The organism is Desulfitobacterium sp., from assembly GCF_035539115.1.
Lineage (GTDB): Bacteria > Bacillota > Desulfitobacteriia > Desulfitobacteriales > Desulfitobacteriaceae > Desulfitobacterium_A.
The window spans coordinates 32,780-52,643 of sequence record NZ_DATLJA010000010.1 but is presented as its reverse complement, the minus strand read 5'-3'; the positions used below and the strand labels follow the sequence as shown (position 1 = coordinate 52,643).

The window sequence follows — 19,864 nt, the reverse complement described above, 5'->3', positions numbered from 1 at the left end:
AAAGCAAGGAGGAAAAAGATGGATCCAATCCTTCCCTTTGAACCAGTGCGAACGGAGAAATTTCCGGTGGGAGAGAACTGGGTAGCTCAGATCAAGTGGGATGGGGTAAGAATTTTGACCTATTGGGATGGAAGTTCGGTTCGGCTATTTAACCGTAAAAAGAATGAACGGACGGCTCAATTCCCGGAGCTAACGGACATTAGGACATACTGTCAGGCTTCTTCCGTTATCTTAGATGGCGAAGTGATTGCTTTGGAGAAAGGCAAACCTTCCTTTCACCGGGTGATGAAGCGGGACGGTTTAAGAAGGCTGAAGAATTTGGAATGGGCGCGTCGCCATGTTCCGGTTGAGTACATGATTTTTGATATTCTCTTTTACAACGGTGCGTGGGTCATTTCACGAACGCTTGAAGAAAGGCAGAGTCTGCTGCAGAAGATTTTTCAAACAACGGAAAAAATTCACCCAGTTGATAATTTCCCCGCTAGTACTTCTTTATTTCAGACGATTCAGACGCAAGAAATGGAAGGAATTGTGTGTAAGGACCTTCACTCGGCCTATGTCCTGGGAGGTAAGGATCAGCGCTGGCAAAAAATCAAAAATTACCGAGATCTTCAGGCCGTTATCGGTGGAGTAACTCTGCGCGGGAAGGTGGTTAATGCTCTGTTGTTAGGAGCTTATGATGAGGAGGGACGACTTTGGTATATCGGACATGCAGGAAGCGGCAAACTAACGCAAGCCGAATGGCAGGAGTTAACGCGCCAACTATTACCCCTAATGCAGGAAAGCAGTCCATTCATCAATCAACCATCGCGCCTCCAAGGAGCGTTTTGGGTCGAACCACAGCAGACGGTGAAAGTTAAGTTTCTGGAATGGACAGAAGGAGGAACACTGAGGCAACCTAGTATTCAGGCCCTAATCCAAGTTCCTCCTCATGAGTGTCTACTGGAGTGATGTGGTCAAATAGATTGTTTATGGGGTTCTTGCAAGCAGAGTTACGTTACAAACGTTCGGACGGACGCTCGCGGACCAAGCTAAGGGCATAACTGCTTGATACAAGTTGCGGGAGGCCCTCCCAATTCGCCGTCTCGATAGTCTCCAGTGGAGAGTATCGCACTTGTTTGGCTCACGGTCGGCGACCCTTCGCCGTTGGAATGCCTTCTTGAGCAGGCGGCTTGGGGCGAAACCCGATCCTGCGCCGGTAAGCAATTTTCTGAGGCATGCGGCTTGGCCAAAACTCTCCACCGGAGAATTTTGTCACCGGAGGCTTTCGGCCCTGTGACTCGTCCCGCTATATTAGGAGCAGTTTTGCCCAAGCTTGGGGCCTGCTTGCGTTGAGTCCTCACTTACTGTAATCGTAACTTGCTTCGAAGGATTGCATGAATATTGACCCACAAGCTACACAACCCAGACTTTTTCACCTCCGATGGTGCTTAGTACCGGAATTGGGGTCTAGCCCGAAATGAAAATAAAGTAGATTAAGTTAGGTAATGGAGGCCTATATGCCCGAACTAAACCAAGAAACTCTTCCCGTGAATGTAAACGGGCATATTTTGTCCGTCAGTCACTTAAACAAAGTATATTTTCCGGAAATCGGACTTACGAAAGGGGAAGTCCTGCAATATTATACAGACATGGCTCCGTATATCTTGCCCCACATTGCCCGTAGCCCTTTCGTCATGGTACGTTTTCCGGAAGGTATTCATGGCGATTCTTTTTATCAAAAAGAGTGCCCGCCTCAAGCACCCGAATGGGTGACCCGCTATAATGACACTCATTCTCAATCTGGTTTAACTTATGTTGTCTGTGATCAATTGTCGACGCTAATTTACTTGATCAATCTAGGGTGTATCGAAATTCACGCTTGGGCTTCGACGATCGATCATCCAGAGCGACCGAGATGGGCTGTTTTTGATCTCGATCCAGATCCCCCCTCAGGGATCCAGGAAGCATATCAGGTTGGACGCTGGCTAGGAGAAATTCTCCGCGAACTCAGAATCAAATTTCTGGTTAAAACTTCGGGCTCGAAAGGGATCCACATTTTAGTGCCGTTGATTCCTCAGTTCTCTTATGCTGAGGTCCAACGCGGCGTAGAAGGAGTGTGCCGATTTTTGTTAGGACAGCGCCCAGAAGCCTGTACACTTGAACGGAGTATTCGAAAACGGGAGGGAAAAATCTATCTTGATTATTTGCAAAATGGTCGGGGAAAAACAATGGCAGGAATCTATAGTATTCGCCCCACAGTCCAAGGACAGGTTTCGACACCGCTTCTTTGGGAGGAGGTCGTGGCAGGGGTTGACCCCTCACAGTTCAACGTGAGAAATTTAAAGAAACGTTTAGCAATGGTCGGAGATCTGAGCCAAATTATGAAGGAAAAGACGGATTTTAATATTATTCTACACTATTTCACCTAAACAAGGGAATTTCGACATACTTTGTAGCAGGAGAACCTTCCCAGAATACCGAATTTTGAGCTCGGGGAGGGAAAGATATGACAATGGTTTCGAATAAAACACGAGCTGAGAGCGATATCCTTGAGGAAAAGCTTATCCGGATAGCGTTCCATTCTATTCCAGGGGTAGGTAGTGGACGGTTACGCCAGTTGATCGCCTACTTCGGAAGTGCGCTCAAAGCCTGGCAGGCCACGGAAAACGGGCTAAGAAAGTTAGGAACCGAATCCTGGGTCAATCTTCTGATTCAGCAGCGGTCTCAACTCGATCCCAGGCAAATTGAGAACGATTTAGCACAAAAAGAGATTAAGACGGTTATTCCGGAAGAAAAACATTACCCGGCCTTGCTGCGTGAATTGGCAGATGCACCCCCTTTACTCTATTACAAAGGCAAGCTTGAGCCGGGTGAGGAAGGAATAGCCATTGTGGGTTCACGTAAAGCAACACCCTATGGACGGGCTGCCGCGGAATTTCTGGGGAAAGAGTTGGCTAAGCAAGGGCTTGTTGTTGTCAGTGGTTTAGCTCGGGGAATTGATACGGCCGCCCATAAAGGAGCTTTAGCGGGTAAGGGTAAAACCTGGGCAATTTTGGGGAGCGGCTTGGATTATCTTTATCCACCGGAGAATAGGAGATTGGCGGAGCAGATCCTTCTTGAAGGAGCCCTTCTGAGTGAATTTCCCCCAGGCGTTCCTCCTGAACCGCAGTTTTTTCCGATGCGGAATCGATTGATTAGTGGCGTTGCCCAGGGTGTTGTCGTTGTTGAAGCGGCACTACGAAGTGGGGCGTTAATTACGGTTGATTGTGCCCTCGAACAAGGGCGGGAAGTTTTTGCGATACCTGGGCCGATCTTTAGTGGACAAAGTAAAGGATGTCACCAGTTGCTACGTCAGGGAGCAAAACTGGTAGAGGACGTTGAAGATATTTTATCCGAACTTTCGTTTGCTCCTCGTGATTTAAATACGGAGATGATAGGCAAAGATAATTCGAAGCGTGTGAATAATCTGGACTCCAAGCGAACTAAAAACCTGCCTGAACAGTTGGAAATCTTGTCCTTTCTTAGCGACCTCCCCCTGCATATCGACCAGATCGTTTGGCAATCTTCACTAACCTCCTCACAGGTTGCACTTCTTTTACTCGAATTACAACTGGCCGGAGAAATTGAGCAACTTCCGGGTCAACGTTATGTATTAGCTCATAAGTGCTAGACATACTAAAGAAAAGAAGTTACTATAAGGCTAGTTTTAAGCTTAAAAGGGTTTAACTCTTTTTAGATTGTACATAATGAAGATAGAGAGGATTCTTGAGGTGAATTATGGCAAAGACACTCGTAATTGTCGAGTCTCCGGCCAAGGCAAAATCAATCAGCAAATTTTTAAGCAAGCAATATACAGTTAAAGCATCAATGGGACATTTGCGGGATTTGCCCAAAAGCCAATTGGGAGTCGATATTGAAAATGATTTTGAACCTAAATATATTGCAATCCGTGGTCGCGGTGATTTGATCAAGGAACTCCGGACTGCAGCTAAAGCAGCTGACAAGATCTTGCTGGCTTCCGACCCGGATCGGGAAGGAGAAGCGATCGCTTGGCATCTGGGGCATTTATTAGGAGTTGATATTAATAGCAATTGCCGGATCGAGTTTCACGAAATTACGAAACCGGCCATTATTGCAGCAGTTAAGCAACCTCGTCAAATTGATATCCATCGGGTAGATGCGCAACAGGCGCGTCGTGTTCTTGATCGGTTAGTGGGGTATCAGTTAAGTCCGCTCCTTTGGCGAAAAGTGAAAAAGGGGCTTAGTGCTGGGCGGGTTCAATCGGTTGCAGTTCGACTTATCTGTGAGCGGGAAGAAGAGATCAGGAACTTTATGCCTGAAGAATATTGGAGTCTTACCGCCCAACTGCAGGCGGTTGGGGGAACGTTCAGTGCTAAACTGGTTAAAAAGTCAGACCGGAAGATTGTTATTGCCAGTGAAGAGGAAATGAAACAGATCCTCCTCGAGATGGATAAGGCAACTTACTCCGTTCAAGACGTCCGCAAAAAGGAAAAAAAGAAGCAACCTGCTCCACCATTTACGACAAGTACTTTACAACAGGAAGCGTATCGAAAACTGAATATGTCGCCTAAACGAACAATGATGCTTGCTCAACAGCTCTATGAGGGGTTGGATATAGGTAAAGAAGGCTCAGTCGGCCTCATTACCTATATGCGTACAGATTCTGTAAAAATCTCGGAAATCGCCCAAGCTGAAGCCAAGGACTGGATTCTTCAACAATACGGCACTGAGTACTATCCTCCGCAGACCAGGGAGTATACGAGTAAGGGGAGGACCCAAGAAGCTCATGAAGCGATTCGCCCGACGTCTGTTTTACGAACTCCGGATGCTCTGAAGAAATTTTTAAGCCGAGATCAACTTCGTTTATACCGATTAATCTGGGGACGTTTTCTGGCCAGCCAGATGAGTGCTGCTTTGCTGGATACCTTAACTGTTGATGTTAGCGCAGGAGCGTATCTTTTCCGGGCGAATGCTTCAACCGTTCGTTTTCCAGGTTTTTTAGCGGTTTACGAAGAAAGTCAGGATGAAGGTAACAAGGAGCCTGAGGAAGGTTCTTTGGTAGCCCAGGTAGTGCAAGGAGAAACTCTACAAAAACTGAATCTTCAAGAGAAACAGCATTTTACCGAACCCCCGGCTCGTTATTCTGAGGCCTCTTTGGTTCGCAAAATGGAAGAGGAAGGGATTGGCAGGCCAAGTACGTATGCCCCGACGATCGAAACGATTCAAACTCGAGGGTATGTAGCCAAAGAAGGGAGACAACTTTTACCGACAGAATTAGGTGAAATCGTGATTTCCTTACTCAAAGAGAATTTCTCGGACATCGTTAATCTCGAGTTTACCGCGAATTTTGAAGAGAAGCTTGATGAAATCGAAGAAGGGACCGTACCTTGGCGGACGGTAATTCATGATTTCTACACTCCTTTTGCGAAGAGTTTGGAAGAAGCTGAGGAAAAGATCGGCAAAGTTCAGATTGAGGATAAGGTATCCGAGGAGATCTGTGAGAATTGCGGTCGTAATATGGTCATTAAAATGGGACGCTATGGTAAGTTTCTCGCCTGTCCAGGATTTCCGGAGTGTAGGAACACCAAGCCTTTACTTGAACAGATCGAAGCTAAATGCCCAAAATGCGGTAATCCCTTAGTTGTACGACGCAGCAAAAAAGGTCGGAGATTTTATGGATGTAGCACCTATCCGGAGTGTGATTTTGTGTCTTGGGAACTCCCTGCACCGGAGCCTTGTCCGCAATGTGGAGGGCTAATGGTTATTAAAGGTTCAAAACAGGGTAAGCATTATGTTTGTACAAATCCCGAATGTCGCTTCGATAAGCCGGTTGAGGAGCAAGAATAGAGGAGAATAGTTATGGCAGAGGTAACCGTAATCGGGGCAGGTCTAGCGGGAGCAGAAGCAGCTTGGCAATTAGCGCAAAGGGGAATTTCGGTTGCACTCTATGAGATGCGGCCAGAAAGAATGACCCCAGCTCATCATACCGGAAACTTCGCGGAGCTGGTGTGCAGCAATTCCTTGAAAGGTGCAGGGTTAGACAATGCTGCCGGTTTATTGAAGGAAGAAATGCGTCACTTAGATTCCCTCATCGTGAATGCTGCTGACCATCATGCTGTTCCGGCGGGAGGAGCGTTAGCGGTTGATCGGGAACTCTTTGCTACTGAAATCACAGAACGGTTAGAGCAACACAATTACATCCAGGTGCATCGAGAAGAGCTAAAAAAAATTCCGGAGCAGGGAATCGTAGTAATTGCAACCGGTCCTTTGACCGCGGATGACCTAGCCCAGGAAATTCAGAAGCTGACCGGCGAAGAATCACTCTCCTTTTACGATGCTGCATCACCTATTGTTACCCTCGAATCGATTGATTTAACGAAGGCTTTTTGGGCTTCACGTTATGATAAAGGAGACCCCGACTATTTGAATTGTCCGATGACCGAGGAAGAGTATAAACGCTTTTATGCGGAACTACTACAGGCGCAGACTGCCGAGGTTAAAGGATTTGAAAAAGGAAAGGTTTTCGAGGGCTGTATGCCTCTTGAAGTGATGGCCAGCCGCGGCGAACAGACTCTTACCTTTGGCCCCTTAAAACCTGTGGGTTTAGTCGATCCTCGAACGGGGAGTAAGTCGTATGCAGTTGTCCAGCTTCGAAAAGAAAACCGTGAGGGCACACTTTTTAATCTGGTGGGTTTCCAAACTCACCTCAAGTGGGGAGAACAACAGCGTGTGTTTCGCCTGATTCCAGGTCTGGAAAAAGCGGAATTTGTTCGCTATGGCGTGATGCACCGTAACACCTTCTTAAATGCTCCTCAAGTTTTAAAGGCTGATTTCAGTTTAAAGAAACGTCCAGGACTTTTCTTTGCAGGGCAAATGACAGGGGTCGAAGGATATATCGAATCTGCTGCTAGTGGTCTAATTGCGGGAATCAATGCAGCTCGCGTTTTAAGGAACCAGTCATCGTTGATCTTTCCGGCTGAAACGGCATTTGGGGCTTTAGCGCTCCACCTTGAGGGTTCACCCAGTACTGATTTTCAACCGATGAATATCAACTTTGGGTTGCTCCCACCGTTAGGGGAGCGGATTAAGGCAAAACGGGAAAAAAATCACCGGATTTCAGAAAGAGCTCTGGTAAGATTGGAAGAATTTCTTCAACAAAATATGTTATTATAGAGTTAATGCTCTTCTGTCTGTGGACTTGGAGGTTGGGTTATGTTAGTAGACGACGCGCTTGCACTCTTTGATGGACAACTAAAGACCCAAAATCGTTCAGAAAATACAGTGATCGCTTATCATAACGATATTGTCCAATTCTTAAATTTCTTGAGTAAGGAAAAGAGAATTGACCTTGGCGAAATTTCCTTAGAAGAGATTTCTGTGGAGTGGGTCCGAAGCTTTTTAGGTGATCTCACGGATCAAGGATTAGAGCGTAAAAGTATGGCGCGAAAATTAGCAACTCTTCGCTCCTTTTTTAAATTCCTGTGCAAGGATGGATATCTCGACCATAATCCAGTTCAACGGATATCAAGTCCTAAGTTAGGAAGAAAGCTTCCAGAGTTTCTCTACTTGGAACAGATGGAAAAGCTCCTCCAAACGCCAGACTGTACTACTGTTTTAGGAACCCGGGATCAAGTCATTTTAGAACTTCTCTACGGTTCAGGATTACGGGTGAGTGAGTTAGCGGGATTAAATCAGGAAGATGTTGATCAGGATCAAATGCTTCTTCGGGTTCGGGGGAAAGGCCAAAAGGAACGGCTCGTCCCCATGACAAAATATGCCCTCGAGGCAATACAAGCCTACTTAAGCATGCGGGAGAATTCACAAAAAGCATTGTTGTTAAACTATCAAGGTTCTCGGCTTTCCGTTCGTTCGATCCGTAGAATTCTTGATAAGCTGACTGCGGAGGCAGGATTGCCCCAGCATATTCACCCGCACATGCTGCGTCATTCCTTCGCTACGCATCTCCTGGATGGTGGCGCAGACCTAAGAAGTGTCCAAGAACTATTAGGACATGCCAGTCTCTCTTCAACTCAAATTTACACGCATTTAACCCGGGAACACCTGCGTCAGGTCTATGATGAAACCCATCCTCGCGCAAAATCAAGCTAATACTTGAGCGTATTTCTTAATTCTTAAGCTTTTGATGTAAGTGACCGCGAACATTCGCGGGTATAGCGTGAAGCGAGTGAAGATTCCGTAGGGAAAGTAGGGACAGATGGCTTGGCCATGGAAGACTGATGCCGCGGGTGCAAGGATGCACAGGAGCGGCGAACAGGCAGAAGGCAGAAGGGTTTTGGCCCTACTCCGAAGGAATTGAACGAGTAGCTACGGTGCGGTGAGAGCAAACAATTACATCATAAACTATAAATATTCACAAAAAGACAACAATTTAATACAACTCTACTTGACTCCTCATTAAGAAACCAGTAAACTCCCATTAGAAGGAGGATTTCCAATGTTTCATGCAACGACTATAATAGCGGTTAAACAAGGAAATAAAGTGGCTATGGCTGGAGACGGACAAGTCACCTTCGGCGAAAATACAATTATGAAACACAAGGCAAGGAAGGTACGCCGGCTGTTTCATGGCCAAGTTTTGGCCGGGTTCGCAGGTTCGGTAGGAGATGCCTTCACTCTCTTCGATAAATTTGAACAGAAGCTTGAGGAGCATAATGGTAATCTTCAACGAGCTGCTGTAGAATTAGCTAAAGAATGGCGAACGGATAAAATGCTTCGTAATCTGGAAGCCTTGCTTCTCGTAGCGGATAAGGAAAGTCTGCTTCTGTTATCTGGCTCAGGCGAAGTGATTGAACCAGATGATGGGGTTGCGGCGATCGGTTCAGGCGGAAATTATGCCTTGGCTGCGGCAAGAGCTTTAATCAAACATTCCAGCTTGAAACCCGCTGAGCTGGTCAAAGAAGCTATGGTAGTAGCCTCAGCGATCTGTGTTTATACAAATGATCAAATTATTGTCGAAGAATTATAAGGGGTGAGCGCATGGAACAACTCACACCACGAGAAATCGTCCGTGAATTGGATCGGAATATCGTCGGTCAAAAACAAGCCAAAAAAGCGGTTGCGATTGCTTTACGCAATCGCTATCGTCGAGCTCTTCTTCCTGAAGGGTTACAGGAGGAAATTCTCCCCAAAAATATTCTCATGATTGGCCCAACTGGAGTCGGAAAGACAGAAATCGCCAGAAGATTGGCGAAGCTGGTGCGTGCTCCGTTCATTAAGGTAGAAGCCACGAAGTTTACTGAAGTGGGTTATGTCGGACGGGATGTCGAATCGATGATCCGTGATCTTGTGGAGATTTCCTTACGCATGGTTAAAGCGGAACGTATGGTAGAAGTGGAAAGTAAAGCTGCAGTAGCTGCCGAAAAACGACTCGTCTCGTTACTCGTTCCAGGAAAACGCACGGAATCCCATGGTTCAAATCCCTTGCAATTTCTTTTCAATCAAAATGAGGAGAAAGAACCCGAAAATGTCACACCGGAAATCGAGCAGAACCGTTTGCTGGTGGCCGAAAAACTTCGACGCGGAGAACTTGAAGATAAGGTGATAGAAGTTGAAGTCGAGGATAGTCAGCCTCTGCTTCCTGATCTTATTGGCAATACGGGGATGGAACTCAACTCGAATCTTCAGGATATGATGTCAGGAATGCTTCCGAAAAAACGTAAGAAACGCAAGGTTACGGTGAAAGAAGCACGCCGCATACTGATTTTGGAAGAAGCTCAGAATATGATTGATCATGATGAAGCGGTTCAGGAAGCGATTCGCCGTACTGAACAGGAAGGTATCGTCTTCCTAGATGAGATTGATAAAATTGCTGGGCGCGAGGGTTCCTCAGGCCCGGACGTATCGAGAGGCGGTGTTCAACGCGATATTCTTCCTATTGTTGAAGGATCGACCGTTGTTACGAAATATGGTTCGGTTAAGACGGAACATATCTTATTCATCGCCGCAGGTGCGTTCAATGTGACCAAGCCTTCAGATCTTATCCCAGAATTGCAAGGACGTTTCCCGATCCGGGTTGAACTTGAATCCTTAAGCATTGAAGATTTTAAACGAATTCTCACTGAACCCCAATCTTCGCTCATTAAGCAGTATAGTGCTTTGCTGGAAACTGAAGGGATAATGGTGGAATTTACCGAGAATGCTATTGAAGAGCTGGCACAAGTCGCGTTTGATGTTAATTCTAATACCGAGAATATTGGGGCCCGGAGACTCCATACAATTGTTGAAAAGGTTCTAGAAGAACTTTCGTTTGAGGCTTCAGAGCTTCCAGATGACTACACCGTAACGATCAACCGTGAATATGTGCAGCATCGTTTGGGAGATGTTGTTCGTAACCAAGATCTTTCACGCTATATTTTATAGCGTAATGGTATTTATTAAAGGGGGAAACACAACATGAAAACTTTATTGGAAAAAGCACGTACAATTAACAAAATTATTCAACGTGCAGCAGGCAATCCTGTAGATTTCGAAGAGATGGCAAAAGTCCTAAGTGAAGCTATTGATGCCAATTGCTACATCGTAGGTCGTCGAGGGAAAATTATGGGCTACAGCTTCATGCCTGATTTTACCTGTAACGCGATGGAAGAAATCGTTGTGCATTCAGAACGTTTTCCTGAAAGCTATAATGAGGGTTTAATGAAGATTTCGGAAACGACGTCAAACACAACCCAAGTCGCTAATGGTTGCGTTTTCAATAGTAGTGAACGTTGCCGCTTCAACAATAAAATTTCAACGATCGTTCCAGTCCTTGGAGGCGGCGAAAGAGTGGGTACTCTCGTCTTGGCTAAATTCGATGAAGAGTTCACAGACGAAGACCTCGTTTTGGCTGAATACGGTGGCACAGTGGTTGGTATGGAAATTTTACGGGTTAAAGCGGAGCGCGCTGAAGAAGAAGCCCGTAAAAAAGCGGCTGTTCAGATCGCGGTAGGAACACTTTCTTATTCCGAGCTCGAAGCGGTTGATCATATCTTCGCTGAATTAGGCGGCGGCGAGGGTTTACTCGTAGCCAGCAAAATTGCTGACAGGGTGGGGATCACTCGTTCGGTAATAGTTAATGCTCTTCGCAAATTTGAATCCGCTGGCGTGATTGAATCCAAATCTCTGGGAATGAAAGGAACCTATATTCGGGTTCTTAATGACTATCTGTTAGAAGAACTGGATAAGATGCGTCATAACAAATAAAAATAATCAATACGAAAAGAAAATTAGGGAAAAAGGATGGGATGTTTATGCAAGAAGAAGAGCATGAATATCGATATCAACTTAGACCCTTGATTCTCCCAGGAACGCTGTTTTTAATTGGGTATCCGGTCATAACCTTGTTTTTAGTGCTAGCCTTGAAAATATCGGCGCTTGAGCAATATATTTTGACTGGGCTGTATGTCGTGACCACGCTCGCAATTTTTTGCTTGTGGATCTATGGCAGAAGTAAATATCTGAGAATTGAAGACGATAGCATTTGCTTCTATTCGTTATCAGGGGCTCGAGAGCTCGGTCCGGAAGATATCCGGCGAGTTGTGCTTTGTACCTCGTCTAAGGGTGAAGAAATTGTTCAAATTAAAACCGCCCGTAATCAAGTATATTATATCTCTGAGCTGTATTTTCCCTTTCCAGAACTGATGAGTGATTTTGAGCAATTTGTTAAGAGTCATTCGATTCGTTCGAATATTTGTTAAAGAATCGTGTATAATTCCTTCAAATATGAGCTGATTTTGTTGCAAAGAAAAACCGGGTATGGTATCCTACTATAGGTGAATTACACACGCAGTGGGATTATCGATTCAAGTTCCCTGATTTTAGGGTGAATCGTAAGATGAACCTGCGGAGGGAAAAAACAAAGAGAGGTGGTGCAACACAATGGCTGTTATTTCTATGAAACAATTACTGGAAGCCGGTGTTCACTTCGGTCATCAAACACGTCGTTGGAATCCTAAGATGGCTCGTTACATTTTTACGGAGCGTAATGGTATCTATATCATTGACCTGCAAAAAACCGTAAAAAAGGTTGACGAAGCCTACAATTTCGTGCGTAATCTTGCTGCAGACGGAGGTACGATGTTATTTGTCGGTACCAAAAAGCAGGCGCAAGAGTCAGTGAAAGAAGAAGCTGAACGTTGCGGAATGTATTTTGTGAACGAACGTTGGCTCGGTGGAATGCTGACAAACTTCCAAACCATCCAAAAGCGCGTAACTCGCCTTAAGGAATTAGAGCGGATGGAAGCTGAAGGAGTCTTTGAAATTCTTCCCAAAAAGGAAGTTGCTAATCTACGTCATCAGATGGAGAAGTTAGAACGCTTCTTAGGTGGGATTAAGACAATGAAGAAGCTCCCTGATGCTTTGTTTATCGTTGATCCACGTAAAGAGCGCATCGCCGTTGCAGAAGCACGTCGGTTAAATATTCCGATCGTTGGTATCGTCGATACTAACTGCGATCCGGATGAGATCGATGTTGTAATTCCAGCTAATGATGATGCCATTCGTGCGGTTAAACTCTTAACTGGAAAAATGGCTGATGCTATTATTGAAGGTCAGCAAGGTAGCCTTGATGAAGAAGAGGCTACTGAAGCACAGAATGTGGCTGAGGAAGCTAGCGCTGAATAATTATCCCTCGGAGATTAAAGATAGGGAATAGAAAGAGGGGCAGGGTGAAGAAGGGTTGGCTATGCTTCCCTGATGCTCATCCTGCCCTTTTTCTTTAAAACTTTTTCTTAAACAAAACGGAATTTATAGTCGGATTTTAGATATACATAAAGTTGGAGGGTTTTGAAATGGCTGAAATTACTGCAGCTCTGGTTAAAGAGCTTCGTGAACGTACTGGCGCAGGAATGATGGATTGTAAAAAGGCTTTGACTGAAGTCAGCGGGGATATTGAAAAAGCGATCGATTTGCTTCGTGAAAAAGGCTTAGCTGCTGCTGCCAAAAAAGAAGGTCGGATTGCTGCCGAAGGAATCGTGTATTCATATATTCATGGCGGCGGTCGGATTGGCGTTCTCCTTGAAGTAAATTGTGAAACCGACTTTGTGGCGCAAACTGACGATTTCAAACTTTTTGTTCGAGACATTGCCTTGCATATCGCTGCTGCTCGACCTGCATATTTGGTCAAAGAAGAGGTCCCTGAAGAAGTGTTACAGCATGAGAAAGATGTTCTTAAAGCTCAGGCCCTTAATGAAGGAAAACCTGAGAAAATTGTTGAAAAAATGGTTGAAGGTCGAATCGCAAAATTCTATAAAGAAGTCTGCTTAATGGAGCAAGAATTTGTTAAGGACCCGGAAAAAACAATCCACGATCTCGTTTTGGAAAAAACTTCAAAGATTGGCGAACGGGTTGTCATCCGCCGCTTTACTCGCTACGAGCTGGGCGAAGGAATTGAAAAAAAACAAGAGGATTTTGCAGCTGAAGTTATGAAGGAAATGAACCGCTAAGGAAAGCATATAGAGAACACTTAGGTGTTCTCTTTTTCGAATTACAGGAATCCGCAAAGGAAATTGGCTCGGTAATGTAGTAATATGTAAAGGAGGTTCAACCATGGATACACCACGATACCACAGAGTCGTTCTAAAATTGAGCGGCGAAGCTTTGGCAGGAAGTCAAGGCTTTGGGATTGCGCAAGAAATGTTGGTAACGGTCGCAAAACAAGTCGCAGAAATTCGAAAACTAGGAGTAGAAGTTGCCCTGGTGGTTGGAGGGGGTAACATATGGCGAGGAATCGCCGGCAGTTCCCAAGGTATGGATCGGGCTACCGCCGATTATATGGGAATGCTAGCGACAGTAATAAATGCGCTCGCACTACAAGATGCTCTGGAAAATGCAGGAATGGCAACCCGTGTTTTATCGGCAATCGAAATGAGACAAGTGGCAGAACCTTATATCCGTCGGAGGGCTATTCGCCATATGGAGAAGGGGCGGGTCGTGATCTTTGCTGCAGGTACAGGTAATCCATACTTTTCGACCGATACCACCGCAGCGCTGAGAGCGGCAGAAATTGAGGCAGAGGCCATTCTCATGGCGAAACGGGTAGATGGCGTGTATGATTCTGATCCGTTGAAAAATCCTGCTGCAGTCAAATTTGATAAACTGAGTTATTTAGAGGTTTTAAGTCGGGGCTTAAAGGTTATGGATTCAACGGCAACATCTTTATGTATGGATAACAATATTCCTCTTATTGTTTTTGATTTGAACAAAAACGGTAATATTTACAAAGCGATCATGGGTGAGCCTATTGGCACTTATGTAGGGAGGGAAATTAATGATTAGTGATGTCTTTAAGGATGCGGAAGAGCGTATGCGTAAAGGGGTAGAGTCCTTACGTAAAGAGTATACGATCATTCATGCAGGTCGGGCTAATCCAGGTATGCTTGATCGGGTCATGGTCGAATATTACGGAACCCCGACTCCTATTAAGCAGCTAGCAAATATTTCGGTACCTGAACCGCGGATACTTGTTCTTCAACCTTGGGATAAAACCGCTTTGCCGGCGATTGAGAAGGGGATTCTGAAGTCGGATTTAGGACTAAATCCTTCCAGCGATGGCAGCGTAATCCGCCTGATTATTCCGCAGTTAACCTCTGAACGGAGAAGTGAGCTTGTTAAGACGGTTAAGAAAAAAGCGGAAGAGGCACGAATAGCAATTCGAAACATCCGGCGGGATGCCAATGATCAAATTAAGAAACTTGAAAAAGATCATACTGCCTCCGAGGACGAGGTTAAACGATCGCAAGAGGATGTTCAAAAGATGACCGATAAGTTCATTAAAGAAATTGACCATGTTATGGACACAAAGGAACAAGAGATTATGGAAGTTTAACGGATGACCCCCTCATTTTCAGGGGGTCTTTGACCACCCGTAGCCGTCAAATGGAGGTGAGAAGATGTGGCTCAACTTTAGGAATAAGGATAAAGAAGTGTTTTCTTCTGAGAAGATAGATCTTCAACATCTACCACGCCATATCGCAATCATCATGGATGGGAATGGCCGGTGGGCGAAGAAAAGAGGATTGCCTCGTAAAATGGGGCATAGTGCAGGAGTCGAAGCCCTTCGCGATGTGGTCAAGACATGTTCAAACTTGGGAGTCGAAGTTTTAACGGTTTACGCCTTTTCAACTGAAAATTGGAGAAGGCCTAAGGAAGAAGTCGGAATCTTGATGAGTTTATTGACGGAATATCTACGTCGAGAACTCAGAGAACTCCATGAAAATAAGGTCAAAATTAAAACTTTGGGGGATATCTCACTTCTGCCGATTGAAGCCCAGAAGGAATTAGTGAAAGCAACCAAGCAAACTGAGAGTAATTCAGGTTTGATCCTTAATTTGGCTTTGAACTATGGGGGACGCGCAGAGATAACAAGGGCTCTACGCAAACTGGGTGAAGAAATCCTGCAAGGAAAGTTAACACCTGAGGAAATCGATGAACAACGAATCAGTTCCTCATTATATACAGCAGATTTACCGGATCCAGACCTTTTGATTCGAACCTCCGGAGAAATGCGCCTTAGTAATTTTATGCTCTGGCAACTAGCGTATACAGAAATTGTAGTGACCGAACAGCTCTGGCCTGATTTTAATCCTCAAACATTACTTGCAGCCATTAAAACGTATCAACAACGGGAACGCCGTTTCGGTGGCATCAATAAGGAATAAGGGAGTTATCTATGTTAATTAGAACCATAAGCGCGTTGATCGGAGCACCTCTCCTGCTCGGCTTAACTTATCTTGGCGGGCCTTATACGGCGTTTTTGGCTGCAGTAATTGGACTATTAACGCTCCATGAATTTCAGGAAATTGCGCGTAAGTTAGGAATAAAGGTATGGAAAAAGACGACATTTCTAGCTGCTATCCTTTGGCTAATACTCGTGGTTCTCGGCTTGCGAGAGTGGATGTTTCCTTTTTCAATTTTCTGGTTGCTATTTGCGCTAGGACGGATGGGAATCCAATATCCTCGCATTCGGCTTTCTGAGGTTGGATATAATTTTCTCAGCGTTATTTATACAGTGGTTCTCAGTTCACATTTGTTTTTACTTCGTTCTTTGGAACAAGGACTGGCATGGGCGTTTTTAGCGTTCACTTTGGTATGGGCTACCGATACCTTTGCATACCTTATTGGGAGAGCTATCGGAAGACATCCTCTAGCACCTCAAGTAAGCCCAAATAAGACAATTGAAGGTTCACTGGGTGGGCTTTGTGGAGCAATCTTAGCGGGTTTAATCGCCTCACGACTCATGGGGGGGATGCCTTGGAGTTTCTTCTTGGGACTGAGCTTGATAGTAGGAATCAGTGCTCAAATCGGAGATCTTTTTGAATCCGCTATAAAACGGAGTGCAGGCGTTAAAGACTCAGGACACTTAATCCCGGGTCATGGTGGTTTCTTAGATCGCTTTGACAGTATGCTCTTCGCATTCCCGATTGTTTATTATTTAGTTCTGATTTCGACAGTGGGGTGATTCGAACTTGAATAATTCTCAGAGAAGTCAGTTAAGGCTTAACCTAAACCGTTTAGCTGTTGTGACGAGTATACTCGTTGGCCTCAAACTATTCACCTATTTCGTGCAAGAATTTTTGCCGGTCTTTGGGCGAGTCATGAATACATTGTTTTATGCCTTCTTACCCTTTATCCTTGCTTTTTTGATTGCCCTTTTAATGGAACCTTTAGTTATCCAGTTGATGCAGGTTATGAAACTGAAACGTCCGGTTGCTTCCTTGGTTACCCTTATTCTCGTGATCGTGGGTATTGGGCTCTTTGTTACGTTAATTACCGTCAGGCTCTATAATGAATTATTAGACCTGTCGCTATCCATACCTGACTACAGTTACTTTATGAGCGTACTTAATCAACTTATCGATCGAATTGAAAAATTTGTGGTCATCAATCCTCAAATCCAAGCAACGTTGAACTCTTCTGCTGCAGGACTCTTAAACTCCTTACAAAATTGGGCTACATCTGCAAGTTTAGCACTTCTTAATTTTTTGGCGGCAGTACCTGGTTTTTTTATAGTTTTGGTTATCGCTATTGTGGCTACATACATGATGAGTTCGAGCTTTCTTGGCGTTAAACGCTTTGTTCAGGGACTCATTCCCCGAAGATGGCATACGAGTGCTCAATCGGTAGGGCAGGATCTCGGATTAGCTATTATCGGTTTTGTTCGAGCGGAGACGATCTTGATTTCTATTACGGGTGTAACATTAACCCTGGGGTTGTTGCTAATGGGTAATCGTTATGCGTTTACCATTGGTTTTATCTCTGCGTTTCTCGATCTTCTACCGATTGTCGGAACAGGTATGATCTATGTTCCTTGGGCTATCGTGCTCCTCTTCATGGGAGCAGTACCTAAGGCCCTTCAACTTCTTGCAGTCTGGGCTGTGGCGTTGACTATTCGGCAGATTATCGAACCTAAGATTATGTCGAAAAGCATCGGGCTTCATCCCTTACCCACCCTGATTTCGATGTATGTGGGTTTAAATCTTTTTGGAACAGTGGGCTTAGTACTCGGTCCCGGCTCGGTTATCGCTTATGAAGCATTGAGAAAAGCCGGGGTTTTTACAGACCCTAAAAACTAGGACGGAAGTGTGATTGGTGTGAAGATTTTAAGTGTCCTTGGTTCAACGGGATCAATCGGGACACAGACCTTGGACGTCGTTCGGGAAAATCCGGATCAACTGCAGATCTATGCTCTGGTAGCAGGTACTCATGTGGAAGAAATGGAACGTCAGGTTCGTGAATTTAAGCCTCACCTTGTAGCCATGATGGAGGAGAAAGCAGCCCTTGAATTAAAAGAGCGCTTGCGTGATTTGCCTGTCGTTGTTGAACAAGGAATGGACGGGATTATTCGTACGGTAACGGCCGAGAAACCGGATACAGTGGTCACGGCAATTAGTGGCCGAATTGGGCTAGAACCAACATTGGCTGCCTTGAGGGCGGGCAAGAATATTGCTTTAGCCAACAAAGAGACGCTGGTCGCAGGGGGAGAACTGGTAATGGAGGAGGCACGACGCCTGGGGCGTTCGATTATCCCCGTTGATAGTGAACATTCGGCAATTTTTCAGTGTTTAGAGGAACCAAACGGGCTTCTTGAGAAGATCCTGATCACGGCTTCAGGAGGACCCTTTTTAGGGTGGCCTCGTGAGAAATTAAGAGAAATAACCCCGGAGATGGCTTTAAAACATCCTAATTGGAGCATGGGAGCCAAGATCACGATTGATTCAGCAACGATGATGAATAAAGGATTGGAAGTTATTGAAGCGCATCACCTTTTTGGCTTGAGTTATGATAAAATCGAAGTGTTGATTCATCCCCAGAGTATCGTTCACTCGATGGTTCAATATCAAGATGGAAGTATCTTAGCTCAACTTGGCCGTCCAGATATGCGTCTTCCGATCCAATATGCCTTAAGTTATCCGACACGCTGGCCGAGTTCGTTTGAAAGACTGGACCTAAGAGGGAAAACGTTGACCTTCCAGGAACCTAATCTCAAAGAAATCCCAGCCTTGGCCCTAGCCTATGAAGCAGGCCGGCGGGGGGGGACTCTTCCTGCGGCGATGAATGCAGCGAATGAGGTTGCTGTTTACGCTTTTCTCGAAGGAAAGATCGAGTACTTACAGATCGTTGAAATCGTGGAGAAAATCTGTGAGGAACATGAGGTGTTGGACGCCACAGATCTGGAAAGTATACTAGAGGCGGATGATTGGGCTCGCCAACGTGCGCAAGAACGAATTAAGGATAGGTAAATTGAGTTCTTGTGGTTAGCAAGGTGAGCGATGAGGAGGGGATTATGTGATCATTAATGCCTTAGCCATTGTTTTTGTCTTCGGTTTACTTGTGATGATTCATGAATTTGGGCACTATATTATAGCTCGCCTGAATGGAATCAAAGTATTAGAATTTGCTTTTGGTTTTGGACCGAAAATTGTTGGCTTTAGGGGGAAGGAAACCGAGTATAATCTTCGAGCTATTCCTTTAGGTGGATTCGTCCGCTTATATGGAATGGACCCAGAGGTCAATGAAGATGGGGAACAGATCCTGGCTCCCTCGCATGATCCGCAAAGCTTTATGAACAAAAAGGTCTGGCAGAGAATGGCTGTGATTGCAGCTGGTGCAATTATGAACTTCGTACTGGCAATTTTTCTATTTGTACTTGTTTTTGCTTATTATGGTATTCCAACGGCAGCAAATGGGAACGCGATTGGCTCCTTAGTCGAGGGAAAGCCTGCTGCGCAGGTTGGAATTCAAACTGGAGCCAAAATCCTCGCCATCGATGGGGTGGCTACTCACGACTGGAATACCTTGGTGAATGCTATTCATTCTAAACCGAATCAAAAGGTTACCCTAATGGTTGAACAAGCCGGAAAGCAGGAAACCTTTACCCTGCAAACGGAAAAGGACGAAAAAACGGGTTATGGTATGGTCGGAATTGCCCCTGAAGTCATTTATGAAAAAACCTCCCTCTTAAACTCTGTCAAATATGGAATGGAGAGAACGGTTGAATTTACCCGGCTCATTGTAGTGGCGTTAGTCCAAATGATTACGGGTAAGGCTCCGGCTGAATTAGGGGGGCCAGTAGCCATTGCCCAGGTTATTGGTGAAGGTGCTCAGCAAGGATGGGCAAGTTTACTGAGTCTAACCGGAATGTTGAGTATCCAACTCGGTATCCTGAATCTTTTTCCGATTCCGGCGCTGGATGGCAGCCGTTTAGTGTTTCTTTTCGTTGAAGGACTAAGAGGAAAACCGGTTAAACCCGAACGGGAAAACTTTATTCACTTTATCGGTTTTGTCTTACTATTCGCCCTAATGATTGCTGTAACCTATCAAGATATTGTTAAACTTTTTGTGGGCAAAGGGTAGGAGGCCAAGA

Annotated in this window: 20 protein-coding genes; all 20 read left to right on the top strand. The window is 45.1% G+C overall.

The genetic code is table 11. The annotated features are described in order from the left end of the window. The first annotated feature begins 18 nt into the window (after positions 1 to 18). The 20 genes from VM640_RS01445 to rseP all read left to right on the top strand — a co-directional run bounded on the left by VM640_RS01445 (position 19) and on the right by rseP (position 19,854). Positions 19 to 951: an ATP-dependent DNA ligase gene (locus VM640_RS01445; protein WP_325389177.1), complete on the top strand. Its 933-nt coding sequence runs from the start codon at positions 19 to 21 to the stop codon at positions 949 to 951. 147 nt (positions 952 to 1,098) lie between these two features. Beyond that, a complete protein-coding gene (locus VM640_RS01440) occupies positions 1,099 to 1,335 on the top strand; it encodes a hypothetical protein (RefSeq protein ID WP_325389175.1) in 237 nt (78 codons plus the stop codon). A gap of 164 nt (positions 1,336 to 1,499) precedes the next feature. Further along, positions 1,500 to 2,411, top strand: coding sequence for a non-homologous end-joining DNA ligase (gene ligD / locus VM640_RS01435; RefSeq protein WP_325389173.1), 912 nt, complete (start codon positions 1,500 to 1,502; stop codon positions 2,409 to 2,411). 77 nt (positions 2,412 to 2,488) lie between these two features. Next, positions 2,489 to 3,652: a DNA-processing protein DprA gene (gene dprA / locus VM640_RS01430; protein ID WP_325389171.1), complete on the top strand. Its 1,164-nt coding sequence runs from the start codon at positions 2,489 to 2,491 to the stop codon at positions 3,650 to 3,652. Between the two features lie 107 nt (positions 3,653 to 3,759). After that, positions 3,760 to 5,850, top strand: coding sequence for a type I DNA topoisomerase (gene topA / locus VM640_RS01425; RefSeq protein WP_325389169.1), 2,091 nt, complete (start codon positions 3,760 to 3,762; stop codon positions 5,848 to 5,850). 12 nt (positions 5,851 to 5,862) lie between these two features. Then, entirely contained in the window at positions 5,863 to 7,176 is a 1,314-nt protein-coding gene (gene trmFO, locus VM640_RS01420) for a methylenetetrahydrofolate--tRNA-(uracil(54)-C(5))-methyltransferase (FADH(2)-oxidizing) TrmFO (RefSeq protein ID WP_325389167.1), read from the top strand. 39 nt (positions 7,177 to 7,215) lie between these two features. Next, entirely contained in the window at positions 7,216 to 8,112 is an 897-nt protein-coding gene (gene xerC / locus VM640_RS01415; RefSeq protein ID WP_325389165.1) for a tyrosine recombinase XerC, read from the top strand. 346 nt (positions 8,113 to 8,458) lie between these two features. Beyond that, positions 8,459 to 8,989: an ATP-dependent protease subunit HslV gene (hslV, locus tag VM640_RS01410; protein WP_325389163.1), complete on the top strand. Its 531-nt coding sequence runs from the start codon at positions 8,459 to 8,461 to the stop codon at positions 8,987 to 8,989. 11 nt (positions 8,990 to 9,000) lie between these two features. Then, on the top strand, positions 9,001 to 10,383 hold the full coding sequence (gene hslU / locus VM640_RS01405) for an ATP-dependent protease ATPase subunit HslU (protein ID WP_325389161.1): 1,383 nt from the start codon (positions 9,001 to 9,003) through the stop codon (positions 10,381 to 10,383). A gap of 33 nt (positions 10,384 to 10,416) precedes the next feature. Then, positions 10,417 to 11,205, top strand: coding sequence for a GTP-sensing pleiotropic transcriptional regulator CodY (gene codY / locus VM640_RS01400; protein WP_325389158.1), 789 nt, complete (start codon positions 10,417 to 10,419; stop codon positions 11,203 to 11,205). Between the two features lie 47 nt (positions 11,206 to 11,252). Beyond that, positions 11,253 to 11,699 carry a hypothetical protein gene (locus VM640_RS01395; RefSeq protein ID WP_325389156.1) on the top strand — a complete coding sequence of 149 codons (447 nt, stop codon included), beginning with the start codon at positions 11,253 to 11,255 and terminating at the stop codon, positions 11,697 to 11,699. A gap of 181 nt (positions 11,700 to 11,880) precedes the next feature. Beyond that, positions 11,881 to 12,624 (top strand): 30S ribosomal protein S2, encoded by a 744-nt coding sequence (rpsB, locus tag VM640_RS01390; protein WP_325389154.1) that lies wholly within the window; start codon positions 11,881 to 11,883, stop codon positions 12,622 to 12,624. 167 nt (positions 12,625 to 12,791) lie between these two features. Next, positions 12,792 to 13,445 carry a translation elongation factor Ts gene (gene tsf, locus VM640_RS01385; protein ID WP_325389152.1) on the top strand — a complete coding sequence of 218 codons (654 nt, stop codon included), beginning with the start codon at positions 12,792 to 12,794 and terminating at the stop codon, positions 13,443 to 13,445. Positions 13,446 to 13,548: 103 nt separating this feature from the next. Beyond that, positions 13,549 to 14,277: a UMP kinase gene (gene pyrH, locus VM640_RS01380; RefSeq protein WP_325389150.1), complete on the top strand. Its 729-nt coding sequence runs from the start codon at positions 13,549 to 13,551 to the stop codon at positions 14,275 to 14,277. Beyond that, entirely contained in the window at positions 14,270 to 14,827 is a 558-nt protein-coding gene (gene frr, locus VM640_RS01375) for a ribosome recycling factor (RefSeq protein WP_325389148.1), read from the top strand. Before pyrH ends, frr begins: the two co-directional genes overlap by 8 nt. Before the next feature lie 64 nt (positions 14,828 to 14,891). Continuing rightward, entirely contained in the window at positions 14,892 to 15,659 is a 768-nt protein-coding gene (locus VM640_RS01370) for an isoprenyl transferase (protein WP_325389146.1), read from the top strand. 11 nt (positions 15,660 to 15,670) lie between these two features. Then, a complete protein-coding gene (locus VM640_RS01365; protein ID WP_325389144.1) occupies positions 15,671 to 16,459 on the top strand; it encodes a phosphatidate cytidylyltransferase in 789 nt (262 codons plus the stop codon). A 7-nt stretch (positions 16,460 to 16,466) separates the two neighbouring features. Then, a complete protein-coding gene (gene ytvI / locus VM640_RS01360) occupies positions 16,467 to 17,573 on the top strand; it encodes a sporulation integral membrane protein YtvI (RefSeq protein WP_325389142.1) in 1,107 nt (368 codons plus the stop codon). Between the two features lie 18 nt (positions 17,574 to 17,591). Next, positions 17,592 to 18,740 carry a 1-deoxy-D-xylulose-5-phosphate reductoisomerase gene (locus VM640_RS01355; RefSeq protein ID WP_325389140.1) on the top strand — a complete coding sequence of 383 codons (1,149 nt, stop codon included), beginning with the start codon at positions 17,592 to 17,594 and terminating at the stop codon, positions 18,738 to 18,740. A 49-nt stretch (positions 18,741 to 18,789) separates the two neighbouring features. Next, positions 18,790 to 19,854, top strand: a complete 1,065-nt coding sequence (gene rseP / locus VM640_RS01350; RefSeq protein WP_325389194.1) for an RIP metalloprotease RseP — start codon at positions 18,790 to 18,792, stop codon at positions 19,852 to 19,854. The last annotated feature ends 10 nt before the right edge of the window (positions 19,855 to 19,864 follow it).

Coding starts and splice junctions, on each gene's coding strand:
- VM640_RS01445 (WP_325389177.1), top strand. CDS start 19: ATGGATCCAATCCTTCCCTTTGAACCAGTGCGAACGGAGAAATTTCCG.
- ligD (WP_325389173.1), top strand. CDS start 1,500: ATGCCCGAACTAAACCAAGAAACTCTTCCCGTGAATGTAAACGGGCAT.
- dprA (WP_325389171.1), top strand. CDS start 2,489: ATGACAATGGTTTCGAATAAAACACGAGCTGAGAGCGATATCCTTGAG.
- topA (WP_325389169.1), top strand. CDS start 3,760: ATGGCAAAGACACTCGTAATTGTCGAGTCTCCGGCCAAGGCAAAATCA.
- trmFO (WP_325389167.1), top strand. CDS start 5,863: ATGGCAGAGGTAACCGTAATCGGGGCAGGTCTAGCGGGAGCAGAAGCA.
- xerC (WP_325389165.1), top strand. CDS start 7,216: ATGTTAGTAGACGACGCGCTTGCACTCTTTGATGGACAACTAAAGACC.
- hslV (WP_325389163.1), top strand. CDS start 8,459: ATGTTTCATGCAACGACTATAATAGCGGTTAAACAAGGAAATAAAGTG.
- hslU (WP_325389161.1), top strand. CDS start 9,001: ATGGAACAACTCACACCACGAGAAATCGTCCGTGAATTGGATCGGAAT.
- codY (WP_325389158.1), top strand. CDS start 10,417: ATGAAAACTTTATTGGAAAAAGCACGTACAATTAACAAAATTATTCAA.
- VM640_RS01395 (WP_325389156.1), top strand. CDS start 11,253: ATGCAAGAAGAAGAGCATGAATATCGATATCAACTTAGACCCTTGATT.
- rpsB (WP_325389154.1), top strand. CDS start 11,881: ATGGCTGTTATTTCTATGAAACAATTACTGGAAGCCGGTGTTCACTTC.
- tsf (WP_325389152.1), top strand. CDS start 12,792: ATGGCTGAAATTACTGCAGCTCTGGTTAAAGAGCTTCGTGAACGTACT.
- pyrH (WP_325389150.1), top strand. CDS start 13,549: ATGGATACACCACGATACCACAGAGTCGTTCTAAAATTGAGCGGCGAA.
- frr (WP_325389148.1), top strand. CDS start 14,270: ATGATTAGTGATGTCTTTAAGGATGCGGAAGAGCGTATGCGTAAAGGG.
- VM640_RS01370 (WP_325389146.1), top strand. CDS start 14,892: ATGTGGCTCAACTTTAGGAATAAGGATAAAGAAGTGTTTTCTTCTGAG.
- VM640_RS01365 (WP_325389144.1), top strand. CDS start 15,671: ATGTTAATTAGAACCATAAGCGCGTTGATCGGAGCACCTCTCCTGCTC.